Annotated in this window: 16 protein-coding genes; 6 read left to right on the top strand and 10 right to left on the bottom strand. The window is 43.9% G+C overall.

Translation table 11 applies throughout. The features are described from left to right. Nucleotides 1-2: 2 nt before the first annotated feature. The 10 genes from Ami103574_RS01180 to Ami103574_RS01135 form a co-directional block, all read right to left on the bottom strand. The gene (locus tag Ami103574_RS01180; RefSeq protein WP_163064924.1) at nt 3-299 is read right to left on the bottom strand and encodes a hypothetical protein; all 297 of its coding nucleotides are present in this window, start codon (nt 297-299) and stop codon (nt 3-5) included. Between the two features lie 117 nt (nt 300-416). Then, entirely contained in the window at nt 417-950 is a 534-nt protein-coding gene (gene rbr, locus Ami103574_RS01175; RefSeq protein WP_163064923.1) for a rubrerythrin, read from the bottom strand. A 34-nt stretch (nt 951-984) separates the two neighbouring features. Beyond that, on the bottom strand, nt 985-1,587 hold the full coding sequence (locus Ami103574_RS01170) for a flavin reductase (RefSeq protein ID WP_163064922.1): 603 nt from the start codon (nt 1,585-1,587) through the stop codon (nt 985-987). A 171-nt stretch (nt 1,588-1,758) separates the two neighbouring features. Beyond that, nucleotides 1,759-2,385 (bottom strand): uridine kinase, encoded by a 627-nt coding sequence (gene udk / locus Ami103574_RS01165; protein WP_163064921.1) that lies wholly within the window; start codon nt 2,383-2,385, stop codon nt 1,759-1,761. A gap of 13 nt (nt 2,386-2,398) precedes the next feature. After that, entirely contained in the window at nt 2,399-4,552 is a 2,154-nt protein-coding gene (locus Ami103574_RS15920) for a peptidoglycan DD-metalloendopeptidase family protein (protein WP_163064920.1), read from the bottom strand. After that, entirely contained in the window at nt 4,525-5,835 is a 1,311-nt protein-coding gene (locus Ami103574_RS01155; RefSeq protein WP_163064919.1) for a DnaD domain protein, read from the bottom strand. Before Ami103574_RS01155 ends, Ami103574_RS15920 begins: the two co-directional genes overlap by 28 nt. Nucleotides 5,836-5,873: 38 nt before the next feature. Then, a complete protein-coding gene (gene dnaB, locus Ami103574_RS01150; protein ID WP_163064918.1) occupies nt 5,874-7,196 on the bottom strand; it encodes a replicative DNA helicase in 1,323 nt (440 codons plus the stop codon). A 15-nt stretch (nt 7,197-7,211) separates the two neighbouring features. Beyond that, nucleotides 7,212-7,655: a 50S ribosomal protein L9 gene (gene rplI / locus Ami103574_RS01145; RefSeq protein WP_163064917.1), complete on the bottom strand. Its 444-nt coding sequence runs from the start codon at nt 7,653-7,655 to the stop codon at nt 7,212-7,214. Between the two features lies 1 nt (nt 7,656). Beyond that, nucleotides 7,657-9,471, bottom strand: a complete 1,815-nt coding sequence (locus Ami103574_RS01140) for a DHH family phosphoesterase (RefSeq protein ID WP_163064916.1) — start codon at nt 9,469-9,471, stop codon at nt 7,657-7,659. A gap of 36 nt (nt 9,472-9,507) precedes the next feature. Then, nucleotides 9,508-10,254, bottom strand: coding sequence for a DUF2232 domain-containing protein (locus tag Ami103574_RS01135; RefSeq protein WP_163064915.1), 747 nt, complete (start codon nt 10,252-10,254; stop codon nt 9,508-9,510). A 529-nt stretch (nt 10,255-10,783) separates the two neighbouring features. Here Ami103574_RS01135 and Ami103574_RS01130 point away from each other — a divergent pair. The 6 genes from Ami103574_RS01130 (at nt 10,784) to Ami103574_RS15760 (ending at nt 17,616) form a co-directional block, all read left to right on the top strand. After that, complete coding sequence (locus Ami103574_RS01130) at nt 10,784-11,833, top strand: tyrosine-type recombinase/integrase (protein ID WP_330587145.1); 1,050 nt, start codon at nt 10,784-10,786, stop codon at nt 11,831-11,833. A gap of 181 nt (nt 11,834-12,014) precedes the next feature. Beyond that, entirely contained in the window at nt 12,015-13,718 is a 1,704-nt protein-coding gene (locus tag Ami103574_RS01125) for a methyl-accepting chemotaxis protein (RefSeq protein WP_163064913.1), read from the top strand. Between the two features lie 54 nt (nt 13,719-13,772). After that, a complete protein-coding gene (locus Ami103574_RS01120; RefSeq protein ID WP_163064912.1) occupies nt 13,773-14,372 on the top strand; it encodes an HD-GYP domain-containing protein in 600 nt (199 codons plus the stop codon). Between the two features lie 206 nt (nt 14,373-14,578). Further along, nucleotides 14,579-15,493, top strand: a complete 915-nt coding sequence (locus Ami103574_RS01115; RefSeq protein ID WP_163064911.1) for a Ppx/GppA phosphatase family protein — start codon at nt 14,579-14,581, stop codon at nt 15,491-15,493. After that, nucleotides 15,480-17,390: a polyphosphate kinase 1 gene (ppk1, locus tag Ami103574_RS01110; RefSeq protein WP_246213176.1), complete on the top strand. Its 1,911-nt coding sequence runs from the start codon at nt 15,480-15,482 to the stop codon at nt 17,388-17,390. Before Ami103574_RS01115 ends, ppk1 begins: the two co-directional genes overlap by 14 nt. Further along, on the top strand, nt 17,317-17,616 hold the full coding sequence (locus Ami103574_RS15760) for a hypothetical protein (RefSeq protein ID WP_246213175.1): 300 nt from the start codon (nt 17,317-17,319) through the stop codon (nt 17,614-17,616). Before ppk1 ends, Ami103574_RS15760 begins: the two co-directional genes overlap by 74 nt. Nucleotides 17,617-17,741: the final 125 nt, after the last annotated feature.

Below are 17,741 nucleotides of genomic sequence, written 5' to 3'. Positions count from 1 at the left end.
TCTTATTTAATCATTCCTTCTTGCTTCGTACCATCCAGCATCGATGTCAGCCACCCTTCTTTCCCTTTCCTGAGACCTAAATAATATAAGGCCAAAAATATAAGTGCTGCGTTCTGGAAAAGTTTAGCGGTGTGCCTCCAGAACTCAAGGTCATGCATTTCTTCTGCCGTAATATGATGATTACCAATTAATTGATTGGAAATCCAAGCATTGTACCCTAGTACGCCTATCAGCATAATTAAAAAAGTTACAAAAATTATAAATCTAATTGTTTTCAAATTTATATATTTTTTCAGCACCCCATTATCCCCCTCAAAATTAAAATAGCACAATTGGTCTGGAACCGAGCACTTAGCTATCGGAAACAGAAAAATGGCACCAGACGAGTAATCCTCCAGTGCCATTTGTATTAAAAATTAGTAGTTAATCTTCCGCACTTCAAAGTAGCTCTGTGGATGGTTACAAACCGGACAGACACCAGGAGCTTCCTTGCCTACATGCAGATGCCCGCAGTTCCGGCATTCCCAAACCTTTTCTTCAGCCTTTTCAAAGACTGCGTTGTTTTCTACGTTGCTCAATAGTGCTCTATACCGCTCTTCATGATGCTTCTCCACTTCTGCTACGGCTCTGAACTGTGCAGCCAGGGCGGTAAAGCCTTCCTCATCTGCATCCTTGGCAAAAGCTTGGTACATTTCTGTCCACTCGTAATTTTCCCCTTCTGCTGCGGACAGCAGGTTCTGCTTTGTATCATTTAATGCGCCTAAAGCCTTAAACCAAAGCTTTGCGTGCTCTTTCTCATTGTCGGCTGTCTGAGTGAAAATCGCGGCGATCTGCTCATACCCTTCCTTCTTTGCCTTTGATGCGAAGTAAGAATACTTATTTCGGGCCTCTGATTCTCCTGAAAAAGCTGCCATCAAGTTTTTCTCTGTTTTTGATCCTTTTAATTCCATCGTCTTTCTCTCCTTTTCTTTTGAAATTTTACCGTTATATCTTTTCAAAATCAACCGCACCGTGCTTGCAAATCGGACAGATGAAGTCTTCTGGAAGCGGATCACCTTCATATACATATCCGCAAATCTTACATCTCCAGCCCGACTTTTCCACCGGTTTAGCTGCCGGTTTAACGTGCTGCTGGTAATAGCTGTACGTCAGAGTCTCCGCATTGGAGAAACATTCCGCATCTGCTACTTCTGCCTTAAACAGCGTGTGAGTACCAAAATCGATAGCTTCTAAAACCTTCCCTGAAAGATAGGCATTTGTGTTTTCTTTAATATATAAAATACCATTTTCTGTTCTCTCTACTGATTTAAAGTCTGCAAACTTGTCCGCATTTCTGCCGGACTGAAACCCAAAATTCTGAAAAACAGAAAACTTAGAATTTACATCCAGTACCGATACGTTGAACTCTTTTGTCCGCATAATCATATCGTGGGTGTAGTTCTGCTTGTTGACACCTACGGCCAGAACCAGCGGAGAGCTGGTCACCTGCATAACTGTATTGACAATACAACCGTTATCCTTCTCACCCTCTCGAGCAGTTAAAACATAAAGACCATATCCAATTTTAAATAGTGCATTGTTGTCCAAGTTCTTATCCTCCTTGCGTTTCTCCCCGTCTTTCTTAAAAAGAAACCAGGGCTTGTCTGCATTTGCTTTTCCCTCTGTTTGAGGTTTTCTGTAAATGCTCTTACTGTTAATTTATTCTATTATGCCCTTTTTGTCAACCCGTTTAGGCCCTTTGGGCAGTTTTCGTCTGTTCTATTCTTCGTCTAGCAAAGCATGTATACGCTGATTCAGCATCTGCAAGGCTACCATGTTAAACCCGCCCTCAGGAATAATAATATCCGCGTATTTCTTGCTGGGCTCTACAAACTGCTCGTGCATGGGCTTTACGGTAGTTAAATATTGATTTACCACGGAATCCAACGTCCGTCCGCGCTCTTTTACATCTCGGAGAATACGGCGAATAATCCGCACATCTGCGTCTGTATCCACAAAAACCTTGATATCCAACAAATCCAGCAGCTCCCGGTTTTCAAAGATAAGGATCCCCTCTGACACGATAACCTTTGTCGGCTTCAGCCGCACCTGTTCCGCCGTCCGGTCATAAATGGTAAAATCGTATACCGGACACCAAGCGTCTTCCCAGCTTTTCAGCTGCTTGATGTGCTGAATCATCAGGTCTGTGTCAAAAGCGTCAGGATGATCGTAGTTTAGCTGGGCACGTTGCTCAAAAGAGCGGTCACTTCTGGCCTTGTAATAGGAATCGTGGGAAATCACCGTGACATTGTCGCAGAATTCCTCCTGAATCTTTTGAATCAGGGTACTCTTTCCGCTGCCTGTGCCTCCTGCGATACCGATGACGATAACGCTTGTCTGCTTCATTTCAGCTTTCCTCCTACAGATAGTTCAGTGGATTTTTCGGTGTGCCATTAATCTCCACCTGGAAGTGGCAGTGCGGCCCAGTGCTTCTGCCGGTGTTGCCTGATAAGGCAATCTGCTGGCCCTGATACACTTTATCACCCTTTTTAACCAGCAGCTTGCTGCAATGTGCATACAAGGTGAGCATTCCGTTGCCGTGGTTAATCTTCACTACATAGCCATAAGACCCGCTGTAACCAGAGTACGTGACCGTACCTCCGTCAGCCGCACTGACCTTCGTCCCCACTGGACAAGCTAGGTCGATGCCATAGTGCATCCGCCCCCACCGTGGCCCAAATTTGGAACTCAGCCGATAGCTGGAAACCGGATAGCGCAAGTTACCCGTTCCCACCGTAGATGGCCGTACCTTGGTACCCCGCAGAACAACTTCCGTAGTCGGATTAGAGAGAACTTCCGAGGAAAGGATGGTAGCTGCTGTCTGAACCCCATTTTCTCTGGTGATTCGAGCGGTCACCGAGCGGGTGCCAACCACACCAGAAACTTCGGTACTGTTTTCCCCCTTATACATAGTATCGGTATCCTTGTATTCTGTCTCAAAGGCGATAGCCTCCGGATAAGTGGCTACCTCTACGGTCTTGATAGTGACCATTGGTGCTGGCTTGGTCAGAATAATCTCTTGCCCAATGTTCAGCTTTTCCGGATTGATGTTTGGGTTAGCCTCCTTCAATTCAGAGGTGGCCATCCCGTAGGCGGCGGCAATCCCCGTCAGGGTATCGCCTGGCACTACGGTATGGACCTGTTTAGAGACAGCTCCCGTCATCAGCTTCTGCATAACCACATCAGCATTTTGAATCCGACCCAGCTTCGTATCAATCTGCTTGAGCTGTATCTTCTCTTTAAAGCCTACGGTTTCATACTCTACGCCTCCGCTGTTCACCATGTATGTAGATTTAATGGTATTTAACAGAGTCTTAGCCGTTTTACGGCTGTCTACAATGGCTACCCGCAGATCATTTACATAGATAGCATAAGCTTTAGCATTCATATTCTTCATGTAGGTCAGCCGTTTCAGAACTTCTTCTGTGTCATCAATATCTTGATGGAAGGAGGTCACCCGATTAAAAGTAATGTCCAAATCCTTGTCGATATAAATTTCCGCATTGTGTTCCTTTGACAGCTGCTCGCTGACAATATCCACGATTTTCAGCACATCTTCCTGTTTCTTGACAGTACCCAGTGTCCGACCGTTATAGGCGTATTCATAGGCGGTAAAATAACTAAAGACTTCTACTCCGCACAGTGCGATGACGATGAGCACAGCAAAATGCAATAGTAGCTTCCGCTTGTTAATCTCCGCCCATTCCCGCAGGAAGTTAAACTTTCGATTTCCCTTGGCCATGACTACGTTAGTCTTGTCTGCCAGCTTCTCATTCTTTCTGTCCATGCGATTGATGAAGCCTGCCATTCGCATAGATGCGGCCTTTTCCTTGGCCATCAACGTATTTCTCAACTGAATGAATCGACGCATATGCCGCCGGTTTTTCCGCTGCCTCTGCTGCCGTTTATCTGGATTGTTTCTATAGTAGGCTTGAATCCTTCTGCCAATCATACCTTTTATCGCTTTTGCACTGTCTGTTGCTGCATGAAAAGAATCCGCCACTTCTTGACGAAGGCAGCGCCCCAGCTGCTGAAAAGCCCCTACAAAAGCCAAGAAAAATCGGCCAATGCTCCGTTCAACCCCGGCTGCCCCTTCCAGCAATCCGTTCAGAAAAGTCCAGCCTTTCGTTTCCAGCTTCTCTTGAGTCGTCTTTACCTCCCCACTGGGAAGCTCCGAGGGCTGATGCATCTCCGAGGACTGCTGGGGAGCAAATTCCGGCTTCCGTTGCTTCTGCTCTTTTTGATGCTCTGCTTCCCACAAGGCCCGGCGATTTTCCTCTTCCTGACGCTTCGCGCTTTCTTGGGCAGCCCGAACCTCTGCTTCCGCTTGAATCCTGGCGGCTTCTTCCTCTTCCGCAATCTCCGCTGGAGTTTTAGGAAATCCCTTCAAAAAACCCTCCTGGTGCTCGCCGCCCAAATCGTTCAAATCTGCAATCAATGCTCCGGGTTTATTTTTTCCGCTGCGTTTCTTTTTCTTTGATTTATTTACATCTTCTTTGAAGAATTTTGCCATATTTCTGCTTCGTTCAACCGCTCATTAAAACAGCTGCAACGTTCCCCCATATCATTTGTTCCCGTATCCTTACACTGTCCGCATTTATAGCGGATTTCCATATAGTCTACAGGGAAATTGTTTTCTGTCAGCTTAAAGGCCTTTTCTTCACCTAAAGCGTCTATCTTCACTCGGAACCGTTCCAGCTGCTCCTTGGCGTTATCCGCCCCGGAGACCATAACTCTGGAAAGGCGCAATCCCAATTCTCTTACCTCTTCATCAATTTGTCGAATTTCTGGCAGCTGCTCATATACCTGCTGCCGTCTGGTGGTCACTTCTGCTTCCGCTTTTTCCCGGATCATGTCGTAGTAGCGGAATACCGTGCTGGCGTTGATAGCCGCCTTGCTGCCGTCTGATTTTTGCAGGGTTTTGCCGCCGGATGCTCCGCCGCCGCTCTCCTCTTTCCAGTTTTTAAGTATTTTATTTACATAGTTGATGTTTGGATTGGAGATACCGCTGGTCTTGCCACAGGCCTCCAGTACCTTATCCAGTTTGTAATCCATGTCTCCAAACCAACTATCCATCAAATGCTTCTCCTGCTCTGTGGCATTTCGGTTAAACCCTAAGGCTTTCATTACCCGCTTGTATAGGTAGTGCCGATTGTCCACCTCTTGCAGGTGCGCTTCAATTTCCTCTTTGGTCCGCAGGTTCTTCCCTGCCCATTCTTTGACTACCGTGCCTACATAATTATGAGCGTCTTTTTTCCTAGTCTCTTTACAGTAAGAGTACGCATAGGTAATCATCTCTGGCGAAGCACCGTATTCCTCCATCCAAGATAGGATAGCCACCGGCTCTTGGCCTCCTAGCAGACGTCCTGTAATCTTTTCGATAGCGCTATACATTGCCTTTATATCCACGTTAACCAACTGGTCTGCCATATCTGGCCGTTCTTTTTTCTCTTTTTCTTTTGAGGGTTGTTTTCCATATAACAGTTCCTTTAAATTAAGGAATTCTACCTGATAATTAAACCGATCTTTCGGATTTTCAAAATGTTTTTCAATAACGCCCATCGCTTCCCAATAGGACCAAGCTTTGAGGATATCCTCGTCAGCCATGGCCAGCTGCTTAGCAATAGTCTCGTTGTCCATGTAATGGCCGGCCTCTGCATACATCAGTGCAAACAGATAGACCTTTACGAAATCTGCCGGTGCTCCGGCCATATATTCACTGATGAAGACGTTGTCCACGCTGGTGTCCAGCAGGTAGAGCTCCCCCGCCTTCTTTTTTATAAAAATATTCTGCATGTCGTCTTTCCCATTTCCTTTTTCTTTAGCGGATTCCTTTAGCGAATATTGCTCTTGTCCACAAATCTTGTATATTTGCCCAGCCAGGTCAGCTCTACCGTTCCCGTCGGTCCGCTTCGCTGCTTGGCGATAATCACTTCACAGACGCCGGGCTTATCGGTTTCTGGATTGTAATAATCATCTCGATATAAAAACAGAACGATGTCGGCATCTTGTTCAATAGAGCCGGATTCTCTCAAGTCCGAAAGAATCGGACGATGGTCGGTCCGCTGCTCCGGCGCTCGAGAAAGCTGAGAAAGCAAAATAACAGGACAGTCCATTTCCCGCGCAAGAAGCTTCAAGTACCTTGACAGCGCAGAAATTTCCTGTTGCCTGCTTTCGTTTCTTCCTTCATAATTCATCAGCTGGAGGTAGTCCACAACAATCATATCCAGACCCTTCTCCGCCTTTAACCGCCGACATTTGTTTTTCATTTCCATAATGGAAATACCTGGCGTGTCGTCGATAAAAATATTGGCCTTGGATAGTGCATCCAGCCCCAGGTTGATGTCCTCCCAGTCTTTTCGTTCCAGCTGACCCGTCTTTAGTTTCTGCATCTCAATCCGAGACTCCATAGACAAAAGCCGCTGACCCAGCTCTTCTTTGCCCATCTCCAAGCTAAATACCAGTACAGTCGCCTTTCCCTTAATAGCAGCTTGTAGCGCTACGTTTAAGGCAAACGCTGTCTTTCCCATAGCAGGCCGGGCAGCTAAAATAATCAAGTTAGATCGCTGGAACCCTGCTGTCTTGGCATCCAGGTCAGTAAATCCCGTAGGCACGCCTGTGATATTGCCTTCCATCCGAGAAATCTCATCGATCATCTCCATGTTAGACAACAGTACGTCCTGCAACGCTGTATAATCTTTGTTCTGCCGTTTCTGGGCAATCTCAAAGATCCCTCTTTCCGCATGATCCAGAACCGTCTCTGGGCCCATCTTTTCCTGATAGCTTTCTTCCACAATATCACTGGCGGTCTTAATCAGGCTGCGAAGCACCGCCTTTTCTGCCACAATCTTAGCGTACTGCACCGCATTGGCTGTCGAAGGAACACTGCTGGCTAAAGATAGCACATAAGCTCGTCCCCCTACCAGCTCTAATGCTTTTCGTCGTTTCAGTTCCTCTGCCACGGTGAGCGCATCTACTGGCGCACTCTTCCGGCACAGTTCCATGACCGCATGGAAAATCTCTCTATGTATCTCGCTATAAAAATCCTCAGGCTTTACCGCCTCGATGATGTCAAAAAGAGCATCCTTGTCCAGCATAGCTGCACCCAGCACGGACTTTTCGGCATCATCGTTATGAGGAGGTATTCTCTCTACCATGAAAATCTCCTAATCTTAAACCGAAACGTGCACATTCACCGTGCCTGTCACCTCTGGATACAGCTTTACCTCTACAGCAAACTGTCCAGTGGTTTTGATGGGATTCTCTAACACTAATTTCTTTTTATCAATATTAATCTTGTGCTGCTTATTCAGGGCCTCCGCAATGTCTTTCGAGGTGATAGAGCCAAACAATCTGCCGCCTTCTCCGCCTTTAGTCACGATAGAAACCGTCAATTCTTTCAGCTTATCTGCCAGCTTCTGCGCAGCTGCCTTTTCCTCGGCCTTCTTTTCTGCCGCTATGGCTTTCTGCTTTTCCAAACTCCGCACATTTCCTTCGGTACCTTCTTTGGCCAGACCCTTCGGAATCAACATATTTCGGGCATAACCATCACTTACCTTTATTACATCTCCGGCTTTTCCGGAACCTTTTACATCTTTTAATAATATAACAATCATCTTATTTATCCTCCTTGTTTTTCATCGGCTTGCTGTCCATGGCTTCTATGATTTCTTTTATCTTCTCCAAAGCCTCTTCCGGTGTACAACTTACCTGGGCCCCTGCGGTGGTCAAATGTCCGCCGCCTCCCAGCTTCTCCATGATGGTCTGCATATTCATCTCGCCCAGGGATCTGGCGCTGATGACGGTGACCCCCTGCTCATCTTTGCCTGCAACAAAACTGGCTCGCACATTTTTCACGGTCAGCAGTTCATCTGCCGCCTGTGAATTAATGACCTGAATATCTGGATGGTGCCCATGGCTTACGGAATAGGCCAGACCGTTTGGCTGAATTTCAGCCTGAGCAATGCAATTGGCTTTAATCTTAAAGGCTTCTGCGTCCGTCTGGAAAAACCGTTTGACCGCGGTGGTATCCGCGCCGGAACGGCGTAACCAGGAGGCGGCCTCAAAGGTCCGCACACCGGTTTTTACAGCGAAGCGGTTGGTATCCATGGAGATACCTGCCAACAACCCCTCTACCTCCAGCTTGGCGATGTTCTTTTTGTCCCCGGAATACTGGAGGATTTCCGTCACCAGTTCTGAAGTAGAAGAGGCGTAAGGCTCCATGTAGTACAGGGTAGCATTTTCGATGTATTCCTCCGCTTTGCGGTGGTGGTCAATGACCACAATTTTTTCCGTCAGATCCAGCAGTTCCCGACATTCTGTCAGGCTGGGCCTATGGGTATCTAAAACAATCAGCAGCGTGTCCTTGTCGGTCATAGCGATAGCCTTTTCGCTGTTGATAAAGTTATAAATCTCACTTTCCTGGGCCTGATTATAAATTTCCGCCAAGGTTTCAAAGTAGTTGTTGATAACAATGTAGGCGTCTTTGTTTCGATTAGCCACGATCCGATATATACCTAATGCCGAACCGAAAGAATCCATATCCGGGTTTCGGTGTCCCATGATGAGCACTCGGGAGGACTGATCTACCAGCTGTTTTATGGCGTGGGCAATAATCCGAGATTTTCCCTTGTTGCCTTTTTCTACAGTCTGCATCTTGCCCCCGAAATATTCAATCTTCGAGCCCCGCTTGACCACAGCCTGATCTCCACCACGGCCCAAGGCCAAGTCTAGCGCCGCCGCTGCGAACTGGTCGGTCTGGCCCGGATGCTTTCCGCCGGCCCCAATGCCGATGCTCAGGGTTACAGGGAAATCTGCTTCCGTCTCAATTTCCCGAATATCATCCAGAATGGCAAACTTATTTTCAACAATCTTGTCCAGATAGGAGTTTTCAAAGACCATGAAATACATGTTTTCCTTATAGCGAATAATAGAGGCATTTCCTCTGGCTGCCCACTGGCGCACCGCTTTGTCGATGTCGGTACTCAAGGCAAGGCGTTTTTCTTCCGAAGTGCTGGAGGTCAACTCGTCATAATTGTCTACATTGATAGTTGCCATACAGACATGCTCTCCGTGGTACAGTACTTTCAGATTCTCGTAGTTGGTGATATCGTAGAAGTAGATAATGGCCTTTTTTTGGTCATCTCTTCCGATATAGCACACTTGAATACGAAAAATCTTCTCATTTCTGGAAAGAGTCAGGAATTTTTCGTTGACATCTTCAGCAAAAAAATCTCCGTGCTTGATGCCAGTAAGGGCAAAAATATCTGCGCCTTGGATTCCGTTGTACTTAAACACTTCATCAATCCGGTCACTGGCCCGAGTCACCTTTCCTTGGGTGTTGATGATACACATGGGCAGAGGCACATAGGCAGAAAGAATCTTTTCAATCCGCTTTTCTGTATTACGGTTTTCAGGTCTTTTTTCATCCATTTTATTTCCTCTTTTCACTAATCAAAACACGCTATGTTAATGTCTTTTTACTATGAACTTTCTTACATTGAACCCTAAGTCGAAAAAACCCACCAAACACAACAACATTTGACCGATGGACGTAGGCAGGAAAAATAAACTCAAGACCACGGCCAGACCTCTCGGCCAGCCTCTGGAATCGCAAAAATAAAAGACTACAGCTAAGCCCTGTATCTGAAAGGCAAACTGAAATAAGATCTGTATATTGATTTGCAGCACGTTGCTGCTTGCAAACCCCAGCAGAGAGACTATAAAAGTCAGCAGGTATATGAGAATCCATCCCCACATGGCCTTTTTGGGCATGCTGAAATCCTTCAGCTTTCCCAAGACAGGAAGGGGATAAGACGCTTTGGCGCTTATTCTGCTGATTACAATATATTCAAAATAGGCAATAATAGTAGCCCAAATCAGGACTACAGCTGGCAAGGCATTGATAGCATAGGTGTATAGTCTGGTAATGCCACTGACCCGTTCTCCAAAAGAAAGGCCCTCCATCCCCATCATTTCTACAACCTGACTGTTTTTAGCTGCTGCCTCCGAAAAAGACTGTAAATCCGAAGATATGGCCTGTCCCACCGGATGGCCTCCCAGAGATGCTACCAAAAACAACAACAACATAGCCCCGGCCACACCCAAGACCCCTTGAAATATGGCACGATAGCCATCATTGGTCTTTCTAGCTGCCGACGCCATTAGCGGCAGAGGTAAAAAAATCAGTACTGAAAATATAATTAATGTATACATCCCATTCTCCCTACTATTATAACCTGTTAATTATATCATAAAGCGTTTCAGATTTCAAACATTACAAAAACAGCCTTGCCTCAAAAGATTGGGGACGTTATCTTCTCTGTACAAGACATAGATCCCGTTTATAAAAGTTCATTTCATAAAGATAGAAAAGACCGCGGTTTATTCTAAACCGCGGCTTCTCTTTTTCCACATAATTCAATCAATTTTAATTATATTCGACTTTTTATGTACAGTCAATAGTCCTTTTATCCGCCATAAATCGTTCTTCTAGCGGTAAAAATGGCTTTTTAAGGTGAAATAGCTCCCTAGTGCGATCAGATTGGTTGAGATAAGCAAGTTGTTTTGCTATAGTTTATTTATTAGCCGTCAAAAAGACGGTCATTTTATTCTTTGAAAGGAGCATCTGTTTATGCCAAGACGCGGAGAAAATATCTATAAACGTAAAGATGGCCGCTGGGAAGGCCGTGTATTGGGTTCTGGAGGGAAATACCAGTATGTTTATTCCAGGACTTACAAGGAGGTGAAAGAAAAGAAAAAACTACTTCAAGAATCAATCAACAGACCTACGCTGGCAGCCTCACACACCAGTTTGAATGCCGCAACGGCATTTGCTGCGTGGCTCAATGGCAACCTCACGATTCGAGTGAAGCCATCGACCTATGAAAGCTATTACCGATGTGTCACCAAATATGTCATCCCCTTTTACCAAGAAGAAGGAAATGAGCAGCTTTCCGTTCAGACTGCTATGGATTTTTCAAGCCGAATCAATAATTATCAAGGACTTTCCCGCTCTTATAAGAGAAAAATATTAACTATTTATAAAACCGCCCTACGAGAGCTGCTGAAGGATACTAGTGAATATAACACCGTATTAAATGCAATCTTTATGCCTAGGCTCTCTGGCACAGATGTATTAGTGCTTTCTGTCAGGGAGCAAAAATTAATCGAAATGGCCATTGTTGGCTCAAATGACATGAAGTTGTTGGGTGTTCTTCTGTGTTTCTATACCGGAATCCGTCTTGGTGAGGTTTGCGGACTAAAATGGGCAGATATTGATTTCGAAGCTGGAACCATGGTAGTTGCGCGAACCGTATCCCGTGTAAAAAACTTTAATCAAACAGGAGGGAAAACAACCCTTTATATTGGCACCCCGAAAAGTGCCCATTCAAACCGAAAGATTCCATTACCTGGTTTTTGGATTGAATTAGTAAAAAAGCTTAAAAGGAACTCTTTTAACGATAATTTCTTTATCTTATCAGATACAGAACGGCCTCTTGACCCTAGAAAATATCAAAACCTATTCCAGACCCTTTTAAAACAATCCGGTGTAAAAAGCCGCAAGTTTCACGCCATTCGCCATACCTTTGCCACCAGAGCCCTAGAGCTTGGAGTAGATATTAAAACCCTTAGTGAAATTTTAGGACATTCCAATGTGTCTATTACCCTTAATATTTATGCGCATTCCATGTTTGAGCAAAAAAAGAAAGCAATTGAAAAGCTGAATACCATGTATATTACACATACCGAACCAACGATATTCGCCGTCAATAACTCCGTCGTAAATGCATAGAAGCTGATTGATATAAGGACCTTTTCTGATAAATTAACAGGGTTTAGAATAAACTGCGTTGTGAAAATCTGTACTTTTTATTCTATCCTTCCCCTCTCATCTTTTTCTATTCATCTTATTCCCCGATACTTACTTATTAAAGCTACCTTTGCCAATCTATAACCTGTTTAGGAGGAAAGACATGAAGAACTTATCTATAGGAAAGAAGCTGTCATTGACGTTTGGACTTGTGCTGGTGCTGTATGTCGGAGCATTGTTTATTGCTCTATTTTTTGGCATGAGAATCGTTGGCAATTCCTTTTCGGGCTTTTACAGTGGTCCCCACGAAGTAATTTATACCGCCATGGACCTACGCAGATCGACGCAGGTCATTGAAAAGGGTCTGCTTAAGTTAGCTACTGCCGAAAATTCCGCCGACCTCACAGAGTACCAAAATGAAATAGAGCAAGCGGCCAATGATTTCAATACCGACATCACCTTTTTGAAGCAAAACCTCACCCTCGACGAAAATATTAAAAAAGCCGATGAAATTCTTGCCAAGCAGGGATCGTTGAAAGCGGCACGGCAAGAATTTTTACAGTATATCCAGCAAGGAGACTCGAATAAAGCGCTGGCAATTTACAACTCCCAGTATGCACCTTTGGCTGATGAAGTTCGTGATCTTGCCATTGCAATTAGTAACACCACCAAGACTGTCGGCGATGATTACTACAGCCACGCGAAATCCACCGAATTAAGAGTAACCCTGGCCGTCATTCTATATTTTCTGGTTTCCATGGCCATTGCTGCAATTTTATGTGTATATATCATTCGCAGCATCACACGCCCTATACGAGAAATTGAGGCTGCTGCCAAATTGCTGGCTGATGGAAAGTTAAACGCAGATGTCAATTATAGCTCTAAAGATGAACTTGGCTCTCTAGCAAATAGTATTCATATATTGATTAAAAAATTGAGCAGCTACATCTACGATATTGAGCGGGTTTTGCAGCGCATATCGGATGGGGACCTGACTGTCTCTATCGACATAAATTATCAAAACGATTTTGCTCCAATCAAGCAATCCATGGAAAAAATTATTACATCGCTAAATACCACCCTTTCACAGATTAGTACCTCTTCACAGCAGGTCGCAGTAGGCTCCGAGCAAATGTCTTCCGGCGCTCAAGAGCTTGCACAGGGAGCTACCGAACAGGCCGGCTCTGCGGAGGAATTGGCGGTATCCGTTGCTGAAGTCTCAGAAAAGGTGCAAGGCAACGCGAATCATTCCCAGCAGGCCAGAAATGATATGAAAGAAACCATCTCAGAAATCCGTCAAGGCGATGAACAAATGAAAAAGTTAGTCTCCGCAATGGATGAAATCGCTAATTCATCAGGTAAAATCGAGAAAATAATTAAAACTATTGAAGATATTGCCTTTCAAACAAATATTCTAGCACTTAACGCCGCCGTGGAAGCTGCACGTGCTGGTTCTGCCGGCAAGGGCTTTGCGGTAGTTGCCGATGAAGTACGCAATCTGGCCAATAAAAGTGCATCGGCAGCAAAAGACACCTCGGGGCTAATTCAATCTGCTATAGAAACCATAAAAAATGGAGATGTCATGGTAGCTGAAGTGGAAACGTATCTAAATCAAATTGCGCTAAAAGCTGAAGGGGTAGCCTCACTGGTCGATGAAATAGCAGAGTCTTCCGAATATCAGGCCAATTATATCGAACAAATAAATACAAACGTTAATCAGATATCCAGTGTAATACAGACCAACTCCGCCACCGCAGAAGAAAGTGCAGCTGCTAGTGAAGAATTATCTGCACAGGCAGAAATGCTCAATGCTTTAGTATCTCACTTTAAATTGCAAAGTGAATTTGATTCTAACTTAAATCAATAGCAAAATATGTACAAGAAGATCAGATATAATGCAGTAAAAAAATGAAGGTGAAATATGGAGAAAACTTTAGGTGTCACCAGGCCTATTGCAGAGATCCTTAAATTACTTCCGACAGAGGAAACGCATCATATGCTGCGAGTGGGAATATTAGTAGAACATTTCACGCAGGAACTTCTCGCCCATGGTGTTATAAAGGACCCTTGTAAGAATTGTAAATATTTTGGGGCGGCCGCGTTTTATCATGACATTGGCAAGGCCTGGATTCCACACGAAATATTGACGAAGCCGGACAAGCTGACCGAAACAGAAACATTGATTATGCGGAATCATCCCGTATTTGCACAAAAACTTTTTGTGCAGTTAAATCGCGGAATCATTGTTGGCATACCTGAGCACTTAATACAATTAGCGAGGGATGCCGCCATGTACCATCATGAATGGTGGGATGGAAACGGTTATCCTTATGGCATGAAACAAGATGAAATCCCGCTTATTGCAAGCATCACTTCTATTTGTGATGCTTATGATGCGATGACCAGCAACAGGGTATATCGAAATCGTCACTCCCGTGATCATGCACACAAGGAACTGCTGAAACATGCAGGAACTCAATTTAACCCTCATCTCGTTCAGGCCTTTCTGGCTAAAAAATAGAAGGCGTGCAAATATGTACCCGCCCGATAAAGCATCTCCTTATGTTCTGAACAAACAGAATAAGCAGCGCACAGACTTACAAAATCTGTGCGCTGTTTATTTGTTTAAATTTTACATATCCTTTACCCTATTGTGATAGCAAAAATCGACAAATAGATTACAATACAAGGACAGGCTAAATAAAGATATAGGTAGGTGTATTAAAAATGTATGGTGTAATCGATATTGGCTCCAATACCATCAGGCTGGCGGTCTATGAGGTGGAGAACAAAGAAATCAAATTGCTTTTTAATAAAAAGAGTGCCGCCAGTTTGGCCTCCTATGTGGATAAGGAAGGTGCCTTATCTACCAAAGGAATCCATAAAGCGATATCTGTTTTAAAGGATTTTAAAATCTTTGCGGACAATCTTCCCCTCGCCCAATTATTTGTGTTTGCTACCGCATCCCTTCGCAACATCACAAATTCTGAAAGTGCCGTTGCTCAAATTTCTCAAAAAACGGGACTTGCTATTGATCTTGTCTCTGGGGAACAGGAGGGCATTTATGATTTTTTTGGCGTTTCTTTACAGACTCAGTTAAATACAGGGCTTTTAATTGATATCGGCGGTGGAAGCACCGAATTTGTGGTGTATCAAGATGGTGTAATTGAAAAATCGGTATCTATCCCAATTGGCTCTCTTAACTTACATAAAAAATATGTAAAAGGTGTTCTTCCCTCACAAAAAGAGGTCCAAAAGATATGCAAGCGGATAAACAAAGAACTAGAAACCATATCCGGCATTCAAGCAGCTCCTTTGTTGTATGGGGTAGGAGGCACCTTGAGAGCTGCTTGCAAGCTGAACAATCAACTGTTTGATTTACCTTCCGACTGCAATAAAATTAAGCTCAAATCATTACAAGAAATTATCTTAGGGTTTTCTGGCAATGCCCGAATTGTGATTCAGAAGATGTTGGAAAGCACACCAGAAAGAATTCATACCATTTTCCCTGGCATTTTAATTCTCCATGAAATATGCAAAAAATTTGACACAAAGATTATCTATGTTTCTTCCTATGGCATCCGAGAAGGCTATCTTTTCACTAAATTGTTCTCAGAGGAGGATAACCATGTCAGAATATAAACCGTTGCAATCCTATACCCAAAACCGCGAACTTTCCTGGCTTCGATTTAATGAACGGGTTTTAGATGAAGCTTGTGATAAAACAGTTCCTTTGTTGGAACGACTAAAGTTTATCTCTATATTTACTAGTAATTTAGATGAATTTTTTATGATTCGTGTTGGCAGCCTTTTTGATTTGTCTTTAATGGATGACTCATACCAAGATAACAAATCTGGTATGACAGCAAACGAACAGCTAGAAAAGGTTTATCAAATGGTAAAACCTCTCTATGAAAAGCGGGCTGACGCCTACCGAGAGGTTCTTTCCGAGTTAAAGAATTATGATATTTATTCCCTGGAATATCACGAACTGACTAAAAATGAACAAGTTTACCTTGAAAATTATTTTAAGACCAACATTAATCCAATTCTTTCCCCGCAGATCGTGGACGTTCATCACCCGTTTCCCTTTATGCCAAACAAATCCTTATTTATCGCGGTGCTACTAAAGCGCAAAGGACAAGAACTGGCGGGAATTCTACCCATGCCGCAGATGCTGCCTGAACTTATTTTCCTGCCAGGGAACGACGTGCGGTTTATCAAAACAGAAAAAATTCTTTACCACTTTTCAGATAAGGTGTTTAAGAAAGATCAAATTTTAGAAAAAAACTGTATTTGCGTTACAAGAAATGCGGATATTCGCTTCGAAGATGAAATTTTTGAACTGGAAGAAGACTTTAAAGCCCGCATGGTGACCTTACTCCATAAAAGAAAGAAATTAAGCACTATACGGTTAGAAGCTCATTACGACTTAAGCACTAAGCTTTCCGATTATTTTTGTGATAAACTGAGCATAACTCCTGAGCAGGTATATATCACCCTTGCAGATATAAAGGTAGATCATGTGTTTTCCCTCTTTGCAAAGTTGTCTTCCAATCAGCTACGGCAGCTTAGTTATGCGCCTTTTACTCCGGCCCCCTCCCAAAATATTGACAATTCTAAGAGCATTTTATCTCAGGTAAAAGAAAAGGACTTACTATTGTTTTATCCCTTTGAAAGCATGGGAAGTTTCCTCCAAATGTTGAAAGAGGCCGCGGCTGATCCCAAAGTTATATCAATTAAAATCACCATTTACCGCTTGGCCAGAAATTCCCGGCTGGTGGATTATTTATGCACTGCCGCAGAAAATGGCAAAGAAGTAACGATTGTCATGGAGCTCCGGGCACGCTTTGATGAACACAATAACATTGACTGGTCAGAAAAGTTGGAAAACGCCGGATGCCGCGTGTTATACGGACTCCCTGAGTATAAAATCCATTCCAAGGTCTGTCTTATCACCTATAAAGAAAAAAATACAGTAAATTATATTACCCAAATCGGAACAGGCAATTACAATGAGACAACCGCTGAGTTATATACAGATTTTTCACTTCTCACCGCCGATACAGCCATTGGTCAAGATGCGGTTGAGTTTTTTAAGCACCTGTTCATTGGCAATATTGATGGAAGCTATAACCGTTTGTTTGTATCCCCCTCTCAACTGAAAGCACCGCTGCTGGCATTGATAGAGAAGGAGATACAAAAAGGCGGCGAAGGTCGCATCGTCATAAAAATCAACTCTCTGACAGATCTAGATTTTATCAATAAATTAGTAGAGGCCTCTCGCGCGGGTGTTCAAATCAAGCTGCTTGTCAGAGGTATTTGTTGTATACTCCCCGGTATTCCCGGCTTGACGGAAAATATTACGGTCATCAGTGTTGTCGGAAGGTTTTTAGAGCATTCCAGAGTTTATAGTTTTGGACATGGAGACGATCAAAAGCTTTACATATCCCTCAGCAGACTTAATGACACGCAACACAGAACGACGAATCGAGGTAGCCTGTCCCGTGCTGGACCGGGAAGTCAAGTGGCAGATTAATCATGCGATGGATGCCATCTTATTGGATAACGTGAAAGCGAGAATTATGAAAAGTGATGGCATGTATATTCCGCATCAAAACAACCGGGTACCTCTTGATAGTCAGCTGTATTTTATGCAGAAATATTCCCATGTTGCTTTTCAGGCTAGTCCTCCGCCCCAAAAGATTCGTTTTATGATGAAAAATTGGCTAAATAAAGTGCTTCTAAGAGCACATAGCAGATAGGGCAGTTGTTGATATCATCACAGGCTGCGCTGCTGCTCATGCCCGTATAAAAACCCAACCACGCTTTTAAGCGTAGTTTTCTAGATACAAAAGGCTGCCAGATTTGGCAGCCTTTTTTCAAATTA

The organism is Aminipila butyrica (assembly GCF_010669305.1).
Taxonomy (GTDB): domain Bacteria; phylum Bacillota; class Clostridia; order Peptostreptococcales; family Anaerovoracaceae; genus Aminipila; species Aminipila butyrica.
The sequence above is the reverse complement of the archived record's forward strand: the minus strand, read 5'-3'. Positions and strand labels throughout refer to the sequence as shown.

Coding starts and splice junctions, on each gene's coding strand:
- ppk1 (WP_246213176.1), top strand. CDS start 15,480: ATGTCAGAATATAAACCGTTGCAATCCTATACCCAAAACCGCGAACTT.
- udk (WP_163064921.1), bottom strand. CDS start 2,385: ATGAAGCAGACAAGCGTTATCGTCATCGGTATCGCAGGAGGCACAGGC.
- Ami103574_RS01140 (WP_163064916.1), bottom strand. CDS start 9,471: ATGGATGAAAAAAGACCTGAAAACCGTAATACAGAAAAGCGGATTGAA.
- Ami103574_RS01135 (WP_163064915.1), bottom strand. CDS start 10,254: ATGTATACATTAATTATATTTTCAGTACTGATTTTTTTACCTCTGCCG.
- Ami103574_RS01125 (WP_163064913.1), top strand. CDS start 12,015: ATGAAGAACTTATCTATAGGAAAGAAGCTGTCATTGACGTTTGGACTT.
- rbr (WP_163064923.1), bottom strand. CDS start 950: ATGGAATTAAAAGGATCAAAAACAGAGAAAAACTTGATGGCAGCTTTT.
- Ami103574_RS15920 (WP_163064920.1), bottom strand. CDS start 4,552: ATGGCAAAATTCTTCAAAGAAGATGTAAATAAATCAAAGAAAAAGAAA.
- rplI (WP_163064917.1), bottom strand. CDS start 7,655: ATGATTGTTATATTATTAAAAGATGTAAAAGGTTCCGGAAAAGCCGGA.
- Ami103574_RS01115 (WP_163064911.1), top strand. CDS start 14,579: ATGTATGGTGTAATCGATATTGGCTCCAATACCATCAGGCTGGCGGTC.
- Ami103574_RS01120 (WP_163064912.1), top strand. CDS start 13,773: ATGGAGAAAACTTTAGGTGTCACCAGGCCTATTGCAGAGATCCTTAAA.
- dnaB (WP_163064918.1), bottom strand. CDS start 7,196: ATGGTAGAGAGAATACCTCCTCATAACGATGATGCCGAAAAGTCCGTG.
- Ami103574_RS15760 (WP_246213175.1), top strand. CDS start 17,317: ATGACACGCAACACAGAACGACGAATCGAGGTAGCCTGTCCCGTGCTG.
- Ami103574_RS01155 (WP_163064919.1), bottom strand. CDS start 5,835: ATGCAGAATATTTTTATAAAAAAGAAGGCGGGGGAGCTCTACCTGCTG.